We start from the raw sequence: 19,080 nt of genomic DNA on the forward strand, positions 1-19,080 counted from the left end.
GGACGGGCATCGCGCTCCCGCCGAGCCGGCCCGGCGGCCACCCGGCCGCCGTCCGTCGCGGCGGCGCCGCACCGATGGCTCCGCGGGCGCACGCACGGGAGCGGTGCGGCCGCCTTCCGGCTGCCGCACCGCTCCCGTGTGGTCTTCCCGCGCCTGCTACGCGGCCTTCCGGCCCCGCTGTGCGCCTGCGGCACCGTAGCCGCGACCCGCCGCCGGCGCGGCCGTCGTCCTGCGCCGCCCGCTCTGGCGCCGCGGCCGCCCGCCGGCCGCTCCGCGGTCGGAGCCCGCTCCGCCGCGGCCCGCCTCGCCGCTCCGGTTCGCCGCGGCGCTCCGGTTGGCGGAGCCGCTGCCGCGCCTGCGGTTCCCGGCGCGTCCGCGGGACTGCTTGTCCGGCTCGGGCGCGGCGACGGTCACCGGCACGCCGGACGGCTCCCGCGCCCCGGTGAGCTGCGCGAGCTCGGCGTCCCGCGAGCCGGCGGTCATGGTCTGGGCGCTGATGCCCACGGCAGCCATGAGGCGGCTGATGTCCCGCCGCTCCTCGGGGAGCACGAGGGTGAGCACGCTGCCCGAGGCGCCGGCCCGGGCGGTGCGCCCGCCGCGATGCAGGTAGTCCTTGTGGTCCGTGGGCGGATCCACGTTGACGACGAGGTCGAGGTCGTCGATGTGGATGCCCCGAGCCGCCACGTTGGTGGCCACGAGAACGGTGACGTGGCCGGTCTTGAAGTGCTCCAGCGCGCGGTTGCGCTGCGACTGCGACTTCCCGCCGTGCAGCGCCACCGCGCGGACGCCCTTGCGCAGCAGGTCTTTCGTCATCCGGTCCACGGAGCGCTTGGTGTCTCGGAACATCAGCACCCGCCCGTCGCGCGCGGCGATCCTCGTGGCGGTGTCCGCCTTGTCGGTGCTCGCGACGTGGACGACGTGGTGGTCCATCTCGGTGACGGCGCCCGCGGAGGCGTCGACGGAGTGGACGACCGGGTCGGTCAGGAACATCCGGACGAGCCGGTCGACCTCGCGGTCGAGCGTGGCGGAGAACAGCATCCGCTGCCCGTCACCGGGCACCTGCTTGAGCAGGGCCGTGACCTGCGGAAGGAAGCCCATGTCGGCCATCTGGTCCGCCTCGTCCAGGACCGAGATGCGCACGTCCTCCAGGCTGCAGTCGCCCCGGTCGATGAGGTCCTTCAGCCGTCCGGGGGTGGCGACGAGCACCTCCGCACCGCTGCGCAGCGCGTTGGTCTGCCGCGAGATCGCCATGCCGCCGACGACGGTCGTGAGCCGCAGCCGCAGCGGACGGGCGTACGGCGTGAGCGCGTCGGTGACCTGCTGGGCCAGCTCCCTGGTGGGCACCAGGACGAGCGCCAGCGGCTTCCGGGGCTCCGCGCGCCGGGTGGCGGTACGGGCCAGCAGCGCGAGACCGAAGGCGAGCGTCTTGCCCGATCCGGTGCGGCCGCGGCCGAGGACGTCCCGTCCGGCGAGGGAGTTGGGCAGCGTCGCCCCCTGGATCGGGAACGGCTCGGTGACGCCCTCCTGCGTCAGGGCCGCCAGCAGGGGCGCGGGCATGTCGAGTTCGGCGAACGAGCTCACCGGGGGCAGAGCGGGGGTCGTGCTGACCGGCAGCGCGAACTCCTGGGGCGGGCCCGCCGGCTGACGCTTGGGCGCCGCGCCGCGGGAGCGCCCGGGACGCTGCCGGCTGTTGCGGCGGGGGCCGCCGGCGCGCTCGGAGGGGCGGCCCGCGGAACGTGAGGTGTTACGGGTGGGGCGATTCACTCAGGGAGAACCTTCCTCGGGGCGGCACGCATCGAGGAAGGCTCCGGAGCGGCAGCGCCGAACGGAGAATCACAGGAACGAGCCGACAATTCGTGAATGTCTTTCACGCGAGCGCGAACCGGGGCCCGCACCACGCAGGTGCGGGCCCCGGTTCGGAATGCTCGGTACTCAGGCAGGAGTGATGTTCTCCGCCTGCGGGCCCTTCTGGCCCTGGGTGACGTCGAAGTTCACCTTCTGGCCCTCGTGGAGCTCACGGTAACCCTGGGCCGCGATGTTCGAGTAGTGAGCGAAGACGTCAGCGCCGCCGCCCTCCTGCTCGATGAAGCCGAAGCCCTTTTCCGAGTTGAACCACTTAACGGTGCCAGATGCCATGCGATCTCCTTCTAAGGCAAAAGCTGAGTCCCACACTGCGCGGAACCCGTCGCCGCTCTGACCCATCCAGGAAGACCGGAAAACAGAAATGCGCCTGAGGTCACAACCTTCAGGCGCACACAAAGTCATGGGTACCAAAACTGCAACTCCTTCAACCTAGCACACTCCGGGCCCGTGTGACGCGAATCCACGTCAGTGATGCGGGTCATGTCCGGGAACGGTGCCGTCCGGTTTTGCCACCAGAAGCAGCCCTGCCATGCCCATGTCGGAATGGCTCTGTACGTGGCAGTGGTACATCCACGCACCCGCGCCCGCTTCCTCGCCGGCGATGATCTGGAAGCCGAAGGAGTCGGCAGGGCCCGTGATCTTGTTGTCGATGACGCGGCTGGGGTCGCCGGGCCCCTCCAGCAGCCCCGTGCGGTTGTCGGCCCAGCGATGACCGTGCACGTGGAAGGTGTGGTAGTACTCGCCGTGCGTGATCATGACGATCTCGACCCGGTCGTTCACCGTGACCTTGAAGTCGGGCCCCTTTGGCAGGTTGTTGATCGTCATGTCGTTGAAGACGATGGTGAGTTGCTCGTCGGGGAGGGGGTCGCCCTCCCGGCGCACGACGAGCGGCCCGTAGAGCCCGGCCCGTATCCCGCCGGTGCCGTGGTCGGTCCCCACGACGTGGTCGTGATAGTGCCAGTACCCGGCACTGCCGGCGCGGTACGTCCCGTCCTTCCGCTTGCCGGGGGCGTGGGTGCGCCAGGTGTAGGTGCGCTTGGCGCCGGGCTCGACGATGCTGTGGTTCATCCTTGTGCCGTCGTTCGCCCGGTCGTAGTCGACGCCGTGCGGGTGGAGGCTGACCGCGACGTCGGTGGCGTTCTCGAGCTCGACGTGCAGGGTGTCGCCCTCGACGAGTTCGACCAGCGGGCCGGGGATCGTCGCTTCGCCCTTCTCCAGGCCGTAGCCGATCTGGTCGTCCCCCAGCCTCTCCGCGAAGAGCTTCATGTGGCGCACCTCGCCTCCCGCACGGGCGCGGCGCGGCGACGCGGCGGAGGCGGCTGAGGCGGAGGCCGGAGAGGCGACGGCGGGTGCGGCGGGGAGGGCGGCCGGGGCGAGCGCGGCGGCCGCGGAACCGGCGAGGAGGCGTCTGCTGAAGCTACGGCGGGCGAGGTGTCCGGACGGGCGTGTCATCGGTCCCCCTTCGGCGTCGGCCTGAACTGCCGCTGGGCGCCCAGGCGTTGAGGTGAGCCGAGAAGGACGGTAGCGCCGCCTCCGGCGTTTATCCAGATCCAGGACAAAGTTCGTTGAATCCTGGTCATAGCTCTTGGCGTTCCACCGAAAGACGTCTACCTTCATCGTCGTTTCTGTGACTTAAGAGGGGTGGAGCAGTCATGCGGCTCGAACCGCATCAAATGCCCTCAGACCCACGAGGGTTGCGCACGTCACGACGGCGGTCACGGCGAGTCAGGCTCGCGGCGCTCCTGGCGGGGGCGGTCGCGGCCTCCCTGCTCGGCGGCTCGCCGGCCCTCGCGGGCACCGCTCCAGAACCGTCCGTTCCGAAACTCCGACTCCCCAGCCCACCGGGCGGGGACGACGTACGCGTACTCGTCTTCCACGGCTCCGCGGGAGAGGAACCGCCGACCGTGGACGCCGGGATCGAGGCGATCGAGGCGATCGGCCGCAGCGGTCCCGCGGCGGAGCGCTTCACCATCACCGCCACCGGCGACCCCTCGGTCTTCGCCACCGAGAAGCTCGGCCGGTACAACGCCGTCGTCTTCCTCAGCGGCGGCGGGGACGTGCTCGACCCGGCCCAGGAAGCCGGCCTGGAGAGCTACATGGAGGCCGGCGGCGGCTTCCTCGGAGTCCACGACGCGGCGCGGGCCGAGCCGTACTCCGAGTGGTTCGGCGGCCTCGTGGGCGCCCGTCCCGCCGACGGCGCCCCCGGGAAGGTGCAGCGCGCCACCGTGGAGACGGGCGACCGGCGCAACCCCTCGACCAGGGACCTGCCCGCCGAATGGAAACGTCCGGACCGCTGGCTCAACTGGGCGGAGAACCCCAGCGGTTCGGTGCACACCGTGGCGCGCGTGCGGGAGAGCACGTACAGCCCCGGCGAGGGCGCCATGGGCTGGGACCACCCGGTCTCCTGGTGCCGCGACTACGACGGCGGCCGGTCCTTCTACACCGGCATGGGCGGCACCGCGGACAGCTTCCAGGAGGCCGACTTCCGGACGCATCTGCGCGGCGCCCTGATGTGGACCACGCGCCTGGCGCGTGCCGACTGCAAGGCGACGATCACCTCCAACTACGAGGCGAAGCGCCTGACTTCGCCGAACAAGCCGGGCGAGTCCGATCAGATCGGGGAACCGCACGGCCTGGCCACCGCCGACGACGGCCGGGTCTACTACATCGGGCGCGGCGGCGGCGACGCGGAAGCCCCCGTGGTCACCGACTGGGAGGACCCGGAGATCGGCAAGGGCGAGGGCACCGTCCACGTCTGGGACCCGGCGACGGAGAAGGCCGAGAAGGTCGGCTCGCTGACGGTCTTCGGGAACAAGGGCGGCGGCGACGAACTCGTCAAGGTCGAGGAGGGATTGCTCGGCATCGCCCTCGACCCCGGATTCGCCTCCAACGGCTGGATGTACCTGCACTGGACGCCGCACTCCGAACTCGACCGTGACACGCACATGGCCGAGCGCCGCGTCTCCCGCTTCACCGTGGACGCGAAGACGGGGAAGCTCGACGAGTCCTCGGAGAAGGTGCTGCTGAAGTGGCCCGTGCAGGTGCACAGTTGCTGCCACGCGGGCGGCGGCATGGCCTTCGACTCGAGGCACAACCTGTACATCGCCACGGGTGACAACAACTCCTCGCAGTTCAGCGACGGTTACTCCGGCAACAACCCCGAGCCCGACTTCAAGGGCGTCTCCTTCGCCGACGCCCGCCGCACCGCCGGCAACACCAACAACCTCAACGGCAAGATCCTGCGCATCCACCCCGAGGACGACGGCACCTACACGCTGCCCGAGGGGAACCTCTTCACCGGCGAGGAGGACGACGAGGGCGGCGGCAAGACGCGCGGTGAGATCTATGTGATGGGCGTGCGCAACCCGGCCAGGATCTCCGTCGACACCGAGACCGACACCCTCTACGCGGGGTGGGTGGGCCCCGACGCCGGCGCGCCCAGCACCACATGGGGGCCGGCCAAGTACGACACGTTCGCCCGGATCACGAAGGCCGGCAACCACGGCTGGCCGTACTGCATGGGCAACAAGCAGCCCTACCGCGACCGCAACCTGCCCGACCCGGAGAAACCCCTCGACTGGTACGACTGCGACCGGTTGCAGAACGAGTCGCCCAACAACGACGGCCTCGTGGACATCCCGCCCGCCGAGCCCAACAACATCTGGTACTCGCCCCAGGGCGGCGCCCCCGACTACCCGCGCGACGAGAACGGCGTGCCCAGTTACAAGGAGGACGAGCAGGAGCTGCTGCTGCCCTGGCTCAAGGGCGGCGGCCAGGCCACCATGAACGGCCCGGTGTACCGCTACGACGCCTCCACGGCCTCGGAGGAGAAGTGGCCCGCGTACTGGGACGGCAAGTGGTTCGTGGGCGACTTCTACGACCAGGAGCAGCCCAGGCACGCCGTCGTGATGCCGGACGGCGACGAGGCGGGGGCGCTGCCCGTGCACGCCGAGAGCCTGCGCAAGATCATCCCCATCGGGGAGGGCGGCATCCGCAACCTGATGGACTGGAAGTTCGCTCCGGACGGTTCGCTCTACGTGCTCGACTACGGCCGCGGCTTCTTCACCTCGGACGACAAGTCCGCGCTGTGGCGCGTGAGTTACAAGGGCGGGGCGGCGACGCCGAAGCCGGGCGACGTGGTCGGAGAGGCGGCAGGCCGATGAGGACCTACGGCAAGGGCGGTCCTTTCGTGACCGCCGACCTGCGACGGAGGCGCCGCACGCGCCGTGCGGTCGCCGCCGTGTGCGCGTCGGTGCTGATGCTCCTGGGGCTGGTCTCCGCTCCCGCGCAGGCCCTCCAGCCTCCGGGAGGAGACGGCACGCGTGCCGAGCAGGTGCTGAACTGGACGGCGAGCGACGACATCACGCGCTACACCTCGGCGCCGGAGACGGCCGTCGCCGGCGCGGCGACCCTCGTCTTCGAGAACAGCGAGGCGACGGGCAACACGACGTCCATGCCTCACACGCTGACGTTCGTCACCAACGACCCCGACTACAACTCCGACGTCGACGTCAACATCCTCGCCAACCCCTCGGACGCGCAGGGAGGCAAGCATTCGGTCGAAGTCACCCTGACCCCCGGGACGTACAAGTACCACTGCACGATCCCCGGACACGGCCAGATGCAGGGCACGCTGGTCGTCACCGACGGCGGCGGAGGCGGGGACACCACGCCGCCGGAGACGTCGGCGAAGGTGGAGGGCGACCAGAACGCCGACGGCGCCTACATCGGCATGGCCACCGTGAGCGTGACCGCGACCGACGAGGGCGGCAGCGGGGTCGACACCGTCGAGTACGCCCTGGGCGACGGCGGCTACCAGGCCTACACCGAGCCCGTGATGGTGCACGAGACGGGCGAGCACACCTTCCGCTACAGAGCCACCGACAAGGACGGCAACGTGGCGGAGGAGAAGTCGGTGAAGTTCACCGTCGTCGCTCCTCCGACCGACGACACCACGCCGCCGGAGACGTCCGCGACGGTCGACGGTGAACAGGACGCCGACGGCGCCTACATCGGCATGGCGACCGTCACCGTCTCCGCCTCGGACGCCGGCTCCGGCGTCAACAAGGTCGAATTCGCCCTGGGCGACGGCGAGTTCCAGCCCTACACGGCTCCGGTGATGGTGCACGAGCCGGGTGACCACGCCGTCCGCTACCGGGCCACGGACAAGGCCGGCAACGCCGCCGAGGTGAAGACGGCCGAGTTCACGGTGGTGGAGCAGCCCGAGGAGGACACCACACCGCCGGCGACCACCGCGACGACGGAGGGCAGGCAGAACTCCGACGGGCACTACCTCGGCAAGGCGACCGTCACCGTCGCCGCGAGCGACGAGGGCTCGGGCGTGGAGAAGGTCGAATACTCCCTGGACGGCGGCCCGTTTCTCGCCTACGAGGACCCGGTCGTCGTCGACCGGGCCGGCCACCACAGCGTCGCGCACCGGGCGACCGACAAGGCGGGCAACACCTCGCAGGCGGTCTCGGAATCCTTCGACGTCGTCCCCGGCGGCGGCGTCCCCGCGCCGGACTGCCCCGAGTACGACGAGCGGCCGACCGTCTTCATCGGGGAGACCGACACCGGGGTGCCCAACCGCATGACGGGGCGGCGGTGCACCGTCGGCGAGCTGATCGAGGACGAGAAGGACTGGTCCTCGCACGCCCTGTTCGTCAAGCACGTCACGGAGGTCGCCGGCGAACTGCTCGACGAGAAGGTGCTCGACGAGCGGGAACGCAAGCTCATCGTGCGGGCCGCGAAAGCCTCCGGGATCGGCGAACCCGGCCAGCAGGAGGGCTACAAGAAGCTGTTCGACGGGACGAAGGAGTCCTTCGAGCGGTGGCAGCACGTGGGCGGCGGAGCGTTCGGGCTCCACGACGACGGCTCCATGACCAGCAGCACCGAGACCGAGGGCATGGGGATGCTGTGGTATCCGAAGCGCAAGTACGGCGACTACTCGCTGAAGCTCCAGTTCCGTGACGACGCGCCGGGGGACGGCAACGCCAACGCCGGTGTCTTCGCCCGCTTCCCGTACGTCCACGACCACCCCGAGGAGTCACGTCCCGAGTGGGTGGCCATCAAGTACGGGCACGAGCTGCAGATCCTCGACAGGCCCGACGGCGACATGTACAAGACGGGCTCCGTGTACGGCTTCGACCGGGTGAGCCTGGCCGGTGCGGGAGTCACGCCGAAGGGCACATGGAACGACTACGAGGTCAAGGTCGTCGGGCAGCGCTACTCCGTCTACCGGAACGGGGAGCTGATCAACGAGTTCGACAACAAGGGCGGCCAGGTCTTCACACCGCCCCGCGACGACGATCCCGGAACGGACGGGCGGCGCTACGCCTCGGGGTACATCGGCCTCCAGGTGCACGGCGTCACCGACGTGATCTCTTACCGGGACGTGCGGATCAAGGAGTTGTAGGGCCGTAGCGCTGGAGGGGCGCTGCGCCTCGGGCCCGCGGGCCCGTAGCCCTTGGGGCCCGGCCATACCGGCCGGGCCCTTCGCGCGCCCCGGGGCGGCGCCTCCAGCAGGTCGTCTCCACCCCGCCCGCGCGTCAGGGCTCACCCCCAAGCCAATCCCCCGACAGCCGTTCGGACGCGGCTGTACGCTGCGCGCTCGTGGACCGCGTCCGGCCCTCCACGGCAGTCCGAAGCACACGCAGCCCCGGAGCCCCCATGTACGACGCCCTGATCATCGCCGCCTTCGCCGTCTTCGTGGCGGCCCTCGTCGCCGAGCTGCGGCTGACCGGGGAGGACGCACGCACGACGCCGCCGAAGCACTTCGCCGCGATCCTCGCCGGCATCGCCGTCAGCGCCGCTCTCGTCGCGACGGCGGAGCTGGCACTGCCGGACCCGCGGTCCGCGGGCTCCGAGGCGGGCCTCCTCGCGAAAGGCGTCGGACTGGCCGCCGAGTACCTGCCGCACCTGCTCTACGTCTCCACGGTCCTCGTCTGCGTCGACGTCATCCGTACGTGGCACGCCCGCAGGAGGGCCGACGGGCACATCACGACGCCGGGCCGCCCGAAGCTTCCGGGAGCCTGAACCGGCGCTGTCCGCGCGGTCCGGCGGTCCTTCCGGGGGTTCGCCGAGCCCGACATGAAGCGGCGAGGGCCCGCCGTGCGGCGGGACGGACGGGTGCGAAGCGTGAAATGTCCGCGGCGACGCGTGCGATGTAGTACGTCTGAGGGGTTCCTGCCGAGCCGTCGACATCTGGAGCCTTCATGTCCGTCCGCCGCGTCATGCCCGTCATCACCACCGAAACCGCCCCGGAGAGCCGCGACTTCTACGGCCTGCTGGGCTTCGAGGAGGTCATGGACATGGGCTGGATCATGACGGTGGCGTCCCCCTCCACCCCGGCGGCGCAGATCAGCTTCATGACCAGCGACAAGACGGCCCCGGTCTCCCCCGACATGAGCGTCGAGGTCGAGGACGTGGACGCGGTGTACGCGGCCGTGCGGGAGGCGGGCGCGGAGATCGTCCACCCGCTGCAGGACGAGGAGTGGGGCGTGCGGCGGTTCTTCGTCCGCGACCCCAGCGGCCGGGTGGTGAACGTCCTCAGCCACCGCTGAGTCCGCGGTCGCGGAGGCCGTGAGCGGAACCGCGAGCGCGGGGAACGCGAGCCCGGAGGCGGCGCGAACCCGGAGGCGGCCCGCCGTGCGGCGGGCCGCCCGTGGAAGGCGCTGCGGAGTTCAGGCCGGCGAACCGGTCAGGCGGCGTAGCCCTTCGGGGGGATGAGGGAGGCGAGCTGGTCGAAGGAGAGCCAGTAGATCTGGTTGCCGCCGAAGGAGGCCGGGTCGGCGATGAGCACCGTCCTGTTGGCGTCGTCGTAGCCGATGACGGTGAAGTAGTGGTAGATCGTCTGGTCCGACGGGTAGCCGGGCGGCTGGTTGCCGGGCGGGGCGACGATGTTGGTCACCAGCGGGTAGTTGTTGTCGATGTCGAGGACGATGTCGCGCCACAGCAGGTCCTTCTGCTCCTGCGTGGGCGGGTCGTTCGGCATCTCCTTGGTCTCGTACCAGCCGGTGCCGAGGTTGGCGTTGAGCACGTTCGTGACCTGGCTGATGTGGTCGGTGCCGCCTTCGTGGGTGCCGAGCTGGGCGGCCAGGTCGGCCTGGCTCGGCGCGCCCATGCGGGCGGAGAGGGCGATGCGCGTCGCCGCCGGGCCGCACCAGTAGCCGGTCTCCTGGACCTGGTAGTCGATCTCGAGCGTCTTGGCGGCCCTGGTGGAGACGCCGTCGACGTGGAAGCGGGTGCCGGGCTCGTTGTGCCCGCTGACGACGGCGGTGCCGTCGGAGGTGCCGTGCTCCGTCACCGACACGGACTTGGGCAGGGGCTGTGCCTGCGCGGTCGCCGGGGCGACCAGCACCGCGGCCGCGGTGGTCGCGGCGAGAGCGGTCATGACGGCGGCGCGGACATGTCTCTTACTCATCAGGGCTCCTTGAGTGATCGTCGATGGTGCGTGGTGGGGGGATCGGCCCGGGACACGCGAGGCCGGTCACCTCGGAGGGGTCGGACAGAGGGGGCGGGCCCGGACCGCGGACCACGACCGCACCGGCGACGTGCCGGTGCGCGGTGCTGCGAGCCGCGTGTCGGTGCCGGGCCGCCCGTTCGGGCTACGCCTTGCGCAGCCGGTCGAGGATGCCGTCGAGGTCGCGGCTGAAGAGCTTCGTGCGGAAGACGTGGCCGCCGGGCTCCTCGTGGGACTCGTGGCGGATGCCCGCCTCGTCGAGCTTGGCGCGGAACTCCCGCTGCCCGGCGAGCACCTGGGTCTCGTTGACGTAGTCCGCCCAGTTCAGCGGGTCGGGGCTGGTGCCGGCGACGAGGAACACCCGCTTGTTCCTGTAACTGCCGATGTTCTCCACGGGGTTGTCGGCCGAGACCCGCTTCTCGTCCCACAGCGGCACGCCGTAGACGCTGCCGCCGGCCAGGTCTGCCGCCGCGGAGGAGACGTTGGCCCAGTGCGCGACCAGGCCGGCGTCGCGCCGGAGGCTTGCCGGCCCGGAGTGGGCGCTGACGGAGGCGAAGTCGCCGTGGTACTTGGCCGCGTACTTCAGCGCCCCGAACCCGCCCATGGAGAAACCGGCGACCGCGCGTCCGTCGTACTCGGCGAAGGTGCGGAAGTTGGCGTCGATCCAGGGCACGAGCTGCTCGATGTGGAAGGTCTCCCAGTTGCGGGGGCCGACGTTGGAGGCGACCGGGTTGGAGTACCAGCCCGCGTGTCCGCCGTCGGGCATGACCACGATGACGGGCCTGCCCTCGGTCAGCCCGCGGATGCCCGCCTTGTCGAAGGTCATGAAGTCCTGGTCCAGGCCCCCGCCGTGGAAGAGGTAGAGGACGGGGTAGCGACGGCCGCTGGAGTAGTCGCCCGGGAGGAGGACGTTGACCGCGGGGTTCCAGCCGATCGCGTCCGTGGCGAATCGGTAGTACTTCATGCGCGGGTCTTTCTCGTCGCTCTCCACGATCCGCAGCCCGGAACCGTCCTCGGCTGCCTCCGCCGTCCCGCCTCCCATGGTCAGCATGCCGGCTCCGCCGATCAGGGCCGCAGCGGAGAGGCCGCCCGCGGCCTTCAGCGCTCGACGGCGGCTCATGAAGGACTGACTCACCACAACCTCCAGTGGGGGAATGGATGTTCGTGTTCGTGACGGTGCGCGAGCTGGCGGAGCGGAACCCGCGACGACGGCGCCCGCGGGCAGTTCGGGACGTGCGTGCGCAACTGGTCCGGGAGCGCCCGGCCCGCCGCGTCCGTCCGCGGCGCACCGTGCCGGAGCAGAGCGGCGGCGAGGCGGTCCGCCCCCGGGCACCCGGGCCATCAGCGACCGCCCGCTTCCCGCGGTCGCCCCGTCCGGGACCTCCTCCCCCGGTGCCTGACGACGTGCCTGTTTTCAGGGGAAGTTGGCCCTCCGAGGTGAGCGGACCTCGTCACCTGCGCTCGTACGCCACGGATGTTAGGTACGCGGTTCCGGGAGGGGAGGAGGGCTTTTCGGGTACTGCCGAAAAGTCCTCGTGAGGAGGGGCGGCAGACGTGGGGCCTGTCCTAGTCTCGCTTCATGGCAGGCGTCCTGCGCATCCACTTCACCGACCGGGACTTCCGCTATGTGCAACTTGCGAAGTCCGCGGACCCCATCTGGGAGGCGATCCTCGGCCTCCATGTGCTGAGCACCTCCACGACCCGGCTGCCCCCGGAGCTGCGCCCGTGGCGGCGGGGAGCGGCGGCGAGGGCCCAGAACGACGAACTCCGCGCCGCCTGCCGCCTCCTGGGGGATCTCGCCCCGGCCGACGCGGCGTACTTCCCCGACTTCCTCACCCCGGTCGAGTCGGAGGAGGGCATGTCGGTCGGTCTGCGCACGCTGCGCTCCACATCCCGCGCCCGTCTCGCCCGGGAGCTGCAGGAGGCGGCCCGGTACCGGCCCATGCCCGGCTGGACCCGGCGACTCGCCTCGGGCGACCGGCAGTTGCTCGACCAGGTCGCCGACGCCGTGCTCCGCTTCCACGCCGAGCTGATCGCCCCGGACTGGAGCGAGGTCGAGGCTACCGTCGCCGCCCACCGCGACCGGAGAACGGACGCGCTGGAGGGCGGCATGACGGCCGTGCTGGAGAAGCTGGGTTGCTTCACATGGCGGGACCCGGTGCTCACCGCGCCGTACCCGGTGGACTCCGACCTGCGCCTGCGGGGGCGCGGCATCCGCCTCATCCCGTCCTTCTTCTGCCACACCATGCCGATCGCGATCGCCGATCCCAACCTGCCGCCCGTCGTGGTCTACCCGGTCTCCTCGCAGCCGCCGGCGTCCCAGGCGGCCGCCGGGAGCCCGGACGCCCTCGGCGCACTGCTGGGCACCGGCCGCGCCCGCGTTCTCGATGCGCTGACGGTGGCCTTCACCACGGGGTCCGTCGCCGCGCGTCTGGGTCTGTCCGCCTCCACCGTCAGCGGCCACCTGAAGGTCCTCCGCGACGCCGGCCTGGTCCACAGCGAACGAGCCGGGGCCCACGTGGTGCACCGGCTGACCGGCCGGGGCCGCCACCTGCTCGGGACTGACGGGCCCGGGCCCGCGTCGCCCGTCGCCGGCGGGCCGAGGAGCGGAGGCGCCGGGCGGCGCGGCTGAGGGAACCGGCGCGGGGAAAGGGCCGCCGAGGGAACCGGTGCGGGGAAGTGCCGGGAAGTGCCTCCGAAGTGGCCGGTGGCGAGGATCAGTTGAGCGTGCCTGCCCGGCGCCGGCACGTGCGACGGCGCGGGCCCGGGGGTTCCTCCCTCCCGCCGCTTCGCACGTCGAACGGGCGTGCCGCGGCCGTGCGTTAGCATCGCGTGACCGTCAACACAGCGAGGAGCATGGGGAGATGGCAGAGGCGGCCGGCACCGGGAGCGAGTCCCAGCGCGACACCCCGCTCACCGTCCGGGGAGACGTGCCCCGGCTTGCGAGCGACGTGCCGCACTCGGCACGGATGTGGGACTACTGGCTCGGCGGCAAGGACCACTATGAAGTGGACCGGCAGGCGGGCGAGAAGGCGCGCGAGGCGTATCCGGGCATCGTCGACATCGCCCGCACCAGCCGCGCCCTGCTGAACCGCATCGTCACACACCTGGTCTCCGAGGCCGGCGTACGCCAGTTCCTCGACATCGGCACCGGTCTTCCCACGGCCGAGAACACACACGAGATCGCTCAGCGCGCGGCGCCCGAGAGCCGCATCGTCTACGTCGACAACGACCCTCTCGTCCTGGCGCACGCCCGTGCGCTGCTGGCGGGCAGACCAGAGGGGTCGACGGACTACCTCCACGCGGACATCCACCAGCCGGGGCAGATCCTGGAGGGTGCCGGAAAGACGCTGGACCTCACCCAGCCGGTGGGCCTGATCATGTTCGGCATCGTCGGGCACGTCGCCGAGCACTCCGAGGCGCTCTCCATCGCGCGGGCCCTGCTGGACGGCCTGGCCCCCGGCAGCTACCTCGCCCTGTACACCGGCACGGACGGGGACCCGGCGCTCGTCGAGGCCGAGCGGCGCGTCGGGGAGGCCGGCGGCACCCCGTACCGGCTGCTCGACAGGCAGCAGGTCGAGGAGTTCTTCGCGGGAATGGACCTCGTCGAGCCGGGTGTGGTTCCCGGAACGCGGTGGCGTCCCGAGGGGCCGGTGGCTCGTTCGGCCGCCGACTTGGCCTCGCTCAGCGGTCTCGCCCGCAAGCCGTGACGTCGCCCCGGCCCCGCCCCGGTCCCCTCAGGGGGGCCGGGGCGACGAAGACGCGGTGCCGCCTTCGGCCGGGTGGTCACCAGCCGTTCTCGTGCAGCACCTCGTCCAGCGGCGTCCGCGGGGCGCGCTTGAAGGTCTCGCCCGTGTAGTGCGCTGTCGGGATCAGCGCGGCCTGGCGGACGTCGGCGGGGAGGCCCAGAACCTGCGCGGCCTCCTCCTCGTGCGCCAGGTGCAGCGTCGTCCACGCCGTGCCGAGGCCCCGGGAGCGGGCGGCGAGCATGTAGCTCCACGCCGCGGGAAGCACCGACCCCCACAGCCCCGCCTGGTTCCCCTCGGGCAGTTCGCCGGAAGGGATCCGGAGGCAGGGGACGACCAGTACGGGCACCTCGCCCATGCGGTCGGCGAGGTGGGCGACGCTGTCGTTGACGCGGCCCTGGACCTGCGAGCGGGCCGGGTCGTTCGCGTAGAGGCGGCCGGCCGCGTTGGGTGAGTCGAGGTAGGCGCGGCAGGCCTTCTGGTAGATCGCCCCCATCCGGCGGCGCTTCCCGGGGTCGGTGAGGACGAGCCAGTGCCAGCGCTGCGCGTTGGAGCCGCTGGGGGCCTGCAGCGCGATCTCCAGGCACTCGCGGACGAGAGCGGGATCCACCGGGCGCGTCAGGTCGAGGCGCTTGCGGACGCTGCGGGTGGTGGTCAGCAGCTCGTCGGGGGTCAGCTCGGGCACAGCGGGCTCCATCGGTGTCGCGAACGGGCGGTCGGCGAGTCGCACTTGAGGGATAACGACCGTTCACCTCAGCGCCGCCGGGACCGCGGACATTCCCGTACCGCGGTCGCGACCGCGTCGGCGCCCGCCGCCTGTTGGGCGGGAGGCTCCCCTTGTCCCCGTGGACTGTACGTGATTCAGTGGCTCATCCACTGAGTCACTGAGAGGGTGAGGCCGGCGTGGAGACTCTGCCCCGCGAGACGATCGTCGACGTACTGGAGAACAAGCTGCGCGAGGAGATCCTGGCCGGGAACCATCCCGCCGGCAGCTATCTCCCGCCGGAGCGCGAGCTGGCCGACGGTTACGGCGTCACCCGCACCACGCTGAAGCACGCCTTCGGCAGGCTCGTCCAGTCCGGCCTGCTGGAGACGCGTCACGGCGTGGGCACCCGCGTACGGGACTTCGTGCGCTTCGGCGGCGCCGACCTGCTGCCCATGCTGGTGCGGCACAGCCCCGACTGGCTCGGCGAGATCTTCGAAGTCCGGCGCGGCATCGGGGCGTTGATCGCCGAGCGTGCGGCGATGAAGGCCACTCCGGCGCAGCGCGGGGAGCTGCGGTCGCTGCTGGCCGCCGTCGGCGAGGCGGCGGACGGCGGCGCCGCCCAGCTGGCGGACATCGAGGTGCACCGCGCCCTCGCCCGCGCGACCGGCAACCGCGTCTACACGCTGCTGACCAACACCCTCTTCAACGCCTACGTGCCGATGCGCGCCCACCTCGTGGCCCCATTCGAGGACCCCGGGGTGGCGCACGCCCGTCTGGAGCCGGTCGTCTCCGCGGTGGACGCGGGCGACGCGGAGGCCGCGAAGGAAGCGGCCGACGCGTATCTGGCCGCGACCGAGCGCATCATGCTCGACGCCCTCGGGATCGCCTGATGGGCGCCCGGGGAACGGCGTTCTCGGAGGTCATGGCCGGCTCCGTGCGGCTCGCCGGAGAGCGCGAACCGCGCCCCGTCCGGCTGGATCTGGACGTACGGGCCGACGAGGTGCTGCGGCCGATGGGGACGACCGAAGGCCGGCTGACGGGCAGGGTGCGGGTCGCCGGCTGGGCCGACGACACAGGCATACGGGGCGAGTTGGAGATCTCACCGCTCGCCCGGCGCCGCATCCGCTACCGCGTCCACTTCACCGCCGGCGGCCGCAGCTGCATGCTCGACGGCTGGAAGTCGATATCGCCCGCCCGTCCGGTCAAGTCGATGACGGTGCTGCCGTTCGTGCTGCTGGAGGACGGCGAGCAGACGGGCGAGGGCACGCTGCGCTTCCCCCTGGCGACCCAACTGCTCCCGTTCCTGGGCAGTTTCCGCTTCCCCCGCCGCACCGCGTCCCCGTCCGGCGCGGTCGGTCCCGGCGCGGCCGACCCCGACGGTCTGTTGCCGCCCCGCTGGGACGGCGCCGCCGGACGGACGGAGGTCTGGTACACGACGGTCACCGACCCGGAGAGCGGTACCGGGCTGTGGCTCCACCACGAACTGGTCGCTCCCGCGGACGGGTCCGGGGCGTACGCGCACGGCTGGGTCGCGCAGTTCCCCGGCAACGGCCAGGAGCCCGTGCGGCACGCGCGGTTCGGCCCCGAGCCGTGGAAACCGGCGGGCGGGCAGGACCGTGCGGACGAGGTCTCGGACGGGGCGCGAGGCAGCGGCTTCACCTCCGGAGGCATCGAGGCCGTGCCCGGCCGACTGCGCGGCTCCGCGGGCCCGTTCAGTTGGGACCTGACCGAACAGCCGGACGGCGAACCGCTGTTCACCTTCCCGCGCTGGTCGTGGCGGCGCCCCCTGCTGCCTGCCGCACAGATCGTCCCCGCCCCCCAGGCCACGTACAGCGGCAGCTTCACGCACGACGGCAGGGAGCTGCGGCTCGACGACGCTCAGGGCGCGACGGCCAGGATCTACGGGCACGGCAACGCGCGCCGCTGGGCCTGGCTCCACGCGCACCTGGGCGGCGGCGACGTGCTGGAGATCGTGGCGGCCGTCTCGATGCGTCCCGTACTGCGCAGGCTGCCGCCGCTGGTCTTCCTGCGGCTGCGGAAGGACGGCCGCACGTGGCCGCGGCGCGTGGAGCGCGCCGCCGTCGGATGGGCGGGCGCGGGACGCTTCCGCGCCGACATCGGCCTGCCCGTGTGGACCGTCACCGGCCGCTCCGGGATGCGCCGCGTGAAGGTCGTCGTCACGCAGCCCGAGGAGCGCACCCTCGCCCTGGACTACACCGACCCCGACGGCAGCGGCGCCGTGTGCCGCAACAGCGAGACGGCCGACGCGCACATCCTGCTGGAGCGCTGGTGGGGCCGGTGGCGCAAGGAGGCCGAGTGGTCTCTGGACGGTACGGCGCACGCGGAGGTGGGCGACCGATGAGCTACCGACTCGACGGCCTGGTGGCCGCGTTGCTCGCGGACGACGGCAGCGAGGCATGGCCCGGCGCCGTTCCGGCGCGCGTGGAGAACGTGCTCGGCTCGATGCCCCGCGCCGCCCGCGCCGGAGTGCGGGCCGCGGCCGCGGCCGTCGATGCCTACGCGCTGCTGCGCGCCGGACGCGGCATGGGCAGGCTCACCCCCCAGGAGCGGGAGACCGTCCTGTCCTCGCTCGCCGCACGCCCCGCGCTGCTGCCGGTTCTGGACGCCCTGAAGGTGCCGGTGATGCTCGCGGCGGGCACCGAGCGGATGCTCCACAAGGAACCCCCCGCCCGTCCCGTGCTCCCCCCGCCCGCCGATCCCCCGCTGGACTGCGTCCCGTCCACCGAGTGGCCGGCACGCGCCACCGCCGACGCGGTCGTCGTCGGGTCCGGAGCGGGCGGCGCCGTCGCGGCGCGCACGCTGGCCCGGGCGGGCATGCGCGTCCTCGTCCTGGAGGAGGGACGCCACCACACCACCGGGGACTTCGGACGGCGCGCCCCGCTCGACAGGTTCACGGAGCTCTACCGCGACGGCGGCGGCACGATCGCCCTCGGCAACCCGCCGGTGGTGCTGCCGGTGGGCCGGGCCGTCGGCGGCACCACGGTCGTCAACTCCGGTACGTGCTACCGCACTCCGGACCACGTGCTGGAGCGGTGGCGCGACACGTTCGGACTGCCGCTCGCGGACGCGGACGCCTTCGGCGCGTACCTCGACGAGGCCGAGCGCACCCTCCAGGTCGCGACGCAGCCCATGGACGTCCTCGGGCGCAACGGCCGGACGGCTCTGCTCGGCGCGGAGCGGCTCGGCTGGGAGGCCGCGCCGCTGCGCCGCAACGCACCCGGGTGCAAGGGCTCCTGCCAGTGCGTGGTGGGCTGCCCCACCGGGGCCAAGCAGAGCGTGCAGCTGTCCGTGCTGCCCGACGCGTGCAGCGCGGGCGCGCGCATCGTCACCGGGGCGTACGTGCGGCGCATCCTCGTCGAGCGGGACCGGCCGGGCGGGCCGCGGGCGTGCGGTGTGGCCGTACGGCGGCCGGACGGCAGCGAACTCGAGATCCTCAGCCCGCTGGTCGTCGTGGCGGCCGGGGCTCTCAACTCGCCGCCGCTGCTGCGGCGTTCGGGGCTCGGAGGCCACCCGCGGCTGGGCCGCAACCTGGCCGTCCACCCCGCGGCGAGCGTCGCGGGCCGGTTCGCGGAGCCGGTGACGGCGTGGCAGGGCGTGCTGCAGAGCGTCGGCGTGGAGGAGCTGCATGGCGACGGGATCCTCATCGAGGCGACGGCGGGTCCGCCGGGCATGGGCTCGTTCGTGCTGCCCGGCGTGGGCCGCGGCCTGCGGGCCGAACTCGACGGCGCGAACTCCCTGGCGACGGTCGGCGCGATGATCGCCGACCTGCCCTCGGGCAGGGTGCTGGGCGCCCGCCACCCGCTGCTGCGCTACGATCTCGCTCCGCGCGACGGCCGCAGGCTCATGCGCGCGGTGACGGCGATGGGTGAACTGCTCTTCGCGGCGGGGGCGGAGGAGGTCCTCACCGGCATCGCCGCCGCGCCCAGTGCGCGTACGCAAGCCGAACTGGAGGAGAAGCTGAGCCGTCTGAGCGCCCGTCAGCTCCATCTGTCGGCCTTCCACCCGACGGGGACCGTCGCGCTCGGCGCCGATCCGCAGACGGCGCCCGCAGACGAGCACGGCAGGCTGCGGGGCGTACGGGGGGTGCTCGTGGCAGACGGTTCCGCACTGCCGAGCTGTCCGGAGGTCAACCCTCAACTGACCATCATGGCCACCTCGTTGGCCGTCTCAAATGGATCACTCTAAGCCGAAAGAGCGTCACCCGGTGCCGTTTTGACCCCGAACATGCATGACCTGCCCGGAGGTTGGCAGTATGGAATTGTGCGCCGTGCCGTGACGATACG

General features: G+C 72.0%; 15 protein-coding genes. 9 read left to right on the plus strand and 6 right to left on the minus strand.

Annotated features, from left to right (window positions below):
- Positions 1–156 precede the first annotated feature (156 nt).
- The 3 genes from IEY56_RS02875 to IEY56_RS02885 all read right to left on the minus strand — a co-directional run bounded on the left by IEY56_RS02875 (position 157) and on the right by IEY56_RS02885 (position 3,315).
- On the minus strand, positions 157–1,764 hold the full coding sequence (locus IEY56_RS02875; RefSeq protein WP_229711566.1) for a DEAD/DEAH box helicase: 1,608 nt from the start codon (positions 1,762–1,764) through the stop codon (positions 157–159).
- Positions 1,765–1,932: 168 nt separating this feature from the next.
- Positions 1,933–2,136, minus strand: coding sequence for a cold-shock protein (locus IEY56_RS02880; RefSeq protein ID WP_028434629.1), 204 nt, complete (start codon positions 2,134–2,136; stop codon positions 1,933–1,935).
- 192 nt (positions 2,137–2,328) lie between these two features.
- On the minus strand, positions 2,329–3,315 hold the full coding sequence (locus tag IEY56_RS02885; RefSeq protein ID WP_189035447.1) for a multicopper oxidase domain-containing protein: 987 nt from the start codon (positions 3,313–3,315) through the stop codon (positions 2,329–2,331).
- A gap of 200 nt (positions 3,316–3,515) precedes the next feature.
- On the opposite strand from IEY56_RS02885, the gene IEY56_RS02890 reads away from it, so the two are divergent.
- The 4 genes from IEY56_RS02890 to IEY56_RS02905 all read left to right on the plus strand — a co-directional run bounded on the left by IEY56_RS02890 (position 3,516) and on the right by IEY56_RS02905 (position 9,425).
- Positions 3,516–6,026 carry a ThuA domain-containing protein gene (locus IEY56_RS02890; RefSeq protein ID WP_189035448.1) on the plus strand — a complete coding sequence of 837 codons (2,511 nt, stop codon included), beginning with the start codon at positions 3,516–3,518 and terminating at the stop codon, positions 6,024–6,026.
- 95 nt (positions 6,027–6,121) lie between these two features.
- Positions 6,122–8,278 carry an OmpL47-type beta-barrel domain-containing protein gene (locus tag IEY56_RS02895; RefSeq protein WP_229711605.1) on the plus strand — a complete coding sequence of 719 codons (2,157 nt, stop codon included), beginning with the start codon at positions 6,122–6,124 and terminating at the stop codon, positions 8,276–8,278.
- Positions 8,279–8,532: 254 nt separating this feature from the next.
- On the plus strand, positions 8,533–8,898 hold the full coding sequence (locus IEY56_RS02900; RefSeq protein ID WP_189035450.1) for a hypothetical protein: 366 nt from the start codon (positions 8,533–8,535) through the stop codon (positions 8,896–8,898).
- A gap of 179 nt (positions 8,899–9,077) precedes the next feature.
- Positions 9,078–9,425, plus strand: a complete 348-nt coding sequence (locus tag IEY56_RS02905; RefSeq protein WP_189035451.1) for a VOC family protein — start codon at positions 9,078–9,080, stop codon at positions 9,423–9,425.
- 137 nt (positions 9,426–9,562) lie between these two features.
- On the opposite strand, the gene IEY56_RS02910 is transcribed toward IEY56_RS02905, so the two are convergent.
- Positions 9,563–10,255, minus strand: a complete 693-nt coding sequence (locus tag IEY56_RS02910) for a C39 family peptidase (RefSeq protein ID WP_189035818.1) — start codon at positions 10,253–10,255, stop codon at positions 9,563–9,565.
- A gap of 214 nt (positions 10,256–10,469) precedes the next feature.
- On the minus strand, positions 10,470–11,444 hold the full coding sequence (locus IEY56_RS02915; protein WP_308424107.1) for an alpha/beta hydrolase: 975 nt from the start codon (positions 11,442–11,444) through the stop codon (positions 10,470–10,472).
- Between the two features lie 459 nt (positions 11,445–11,903).
- Here IEY56_RS02915 and IEY56_RS02920 point away from each other — a divergent pair, with 459 nt between their 5' ends.
- Together IEY56_RS02920 and IEY56_RS02925 are read left to right on the plus strand one after the other, a co-directional pair.
- Positions 11,904–12,956: an ArsR/SmtB family transcription factor gene (locus IEY56_RS02920; protein ID WP_189035453.1), complete on the plus strand. Its 1,053-nt coding sequence runs from the start codon at positions 11,904–11,906 to the stop codon at positions 12,954–12,956.
- A gap of 232 nt (positions 12,957–13,188) precedes the next feature.
- Positions 13,189–14,034 (plus strand): SAM-dependent methyltransferase, encoded by an 846-nt coding sequence (locus IEY56_RS02925; RefSeq protein WP_189035454.1) that lies wholly within the window; start codon positions 13,189–13,191, stop codon positions 14,032–14,034.
- A gap of 76 nt (positions 14,035–14,110) precedes the next feature.
- On the opposite strand, the gene IEY56_RS02930 is transcribed toward IEY56_RS02925, so the two are convergent.
- Complete coding sequence (locus IEY56_RS02930) at positions 14,111–14,755, minus strand: nitroreductase family protein (RefSeq protein ID WP_229711568.1); 645 nt, start codon at positions 14,753–14,755, stop codon at positions 14,111–14,113.
- A gap of 218 nt (positions 14,756–14,973) precedes the next feature.
- On the opposite strand from IEY56_RS02930, the gene IEY56_RS02935 reads away from it, so the two are divergent.
- Genes IEY56_RS02935 through IEY56_RS02945 form a run of 3 tightly spaced genes read left to right on the plus strand, consistent with a single transcriptional unit; the run spans position 14,974 to position 18,982 of the window.
- On the plus strand, positions 14,974–15,666 hold the full coding sequence (locus tag IEY56_RS02935) for a FadR/GntR family transcriptional regulator (protein ID WP_189035455.1): 693 nt from the start codon (positions 14,974–14,976) through the stop codon (positions 15,664–15,666).
- Positions 15,666–17,138: a tocopherol cyclase family protein gene (locus tag IEY56_RS02940; protein ID WP_229711570.1), complete on the plus strand. Its 1,473-nt coding sequence runs from the start codon at positions 15,666–15,668 to the stop codon at positions 17,136–17,138. The genes IEY56_RS02935 and IEY56_RS02940 overlap by 1 nt, the downstream gene beginning before the upstream one ends.
- The gene (locus IEY56_RS02945; RefSeq protein ID WP_189035456.1) at positions 17,135–18,982 is read left to right on the plus strand and encodes a GMC family oxidoreductase; all 1,848 of its coding nucleotides are present in this window, start codon (positions 17,135–17,137) and stop codon (positions 18,980–18,982) included. Before IEY56_RS02940 ends, IEY56_RS02945 begins: the two co-directional genes overlap by 4 nt.
- Positions 18,983–19,080: the final 98 nt, after the last annotated feature.

It is taken from the genome of Streptomyces daqingensis (assembly GCF_014645895.1).
Taxonomy (GTDB): Bacteria; Actinomycetota; Actinomycetes; order Streptomycetales; family Streptomycetaceae; genus Streptomyces; species Streptomyces daqingensis.

Coding starts and splice junctions, on each gene's coding strand:
- IEY56_RS02880 (WP_028434629.1), bottom strand. CDS start 2,136: ATGGCATCTGGCACCGTTAAGTGGTTCAACTCGGAAAAGGGCTTCGGC.
- IEY56_RS02885 (WP_189035447.1), bottom strand. CDS start 3,315: ATGACACGCCCGTCCGGACACCTCGCCCGCCGTAGCTTCAGCAGACGC.
- IEY56_RS02890 (WP_189035448.1), top strand. CDS start 3,516: ATGCGGCTCGAACCGCATCAAATGCCCTCAGACCCACGAGGGTTGCGC.
- IEY56_RS02895 (WP_229711605.1), top strand. CDS start 6,122: ATGCTCCTGGGGCTGGTCTCCGCTCCCGCGCAGGCCCTCCAGCCTCCG.
- IEY56_RS02900 (WP_189035450.1), top strand. CDS start 8,533: ATGTACGACGCCCTGATCATCGCCGCCTTCGCCGTCTTCGTGGCGGCC.
- IEY56_RS02905 (WP_189035451.1), top strand. CDS start 9,078: ATGTCCGTCCGCCGCGTCATGCCCGTCATCACCACCGAAACCGCCCCG.
- IEY56_RS02910 (WP_189035818.1), bottom strand. CDS start 10,255: ATGACCGCTCTCGCCGCGACCACCGCGGCCGCGGTGCTGGTCGCCCCG.
- IEY56_RS02915 (WP_308424107.1), bottom strand. CDS start 11,444: ATGAGCCGCCGTCGAGCGCTGAAGGCCGCGGGCGGCCTCTCCGCTGCG.
- IEY56_RS02920 (WP_189035453.1), top strand. CDS start 11,904: ATGGCAGGCGTCCTGCGCATCCACTTCACCGACCGGGACTTCCGCTAT.
- IEY56_RS02925 (WP_189035454.1), top strand. CDS start 13,189: ATGGCAGAGGCGGCCGGCACCGGGAGCGAGTCCCAGCGCGACACCCCG.
- IEY56_RS02940 (WP_229711570.1), top strand. CDS start 15,666: ATGGGCGCCCGGGGAACGGCGTTCTCGGAGGTCATGGCCGGCTCCGTG.
- IEY56_RS02945 (WP_189035456.1), top strand. CDS start 17,135: ATGAGCTACCGACTCGACGGCCTGGTGGCCGCGTTGCTCGCGGACGAC.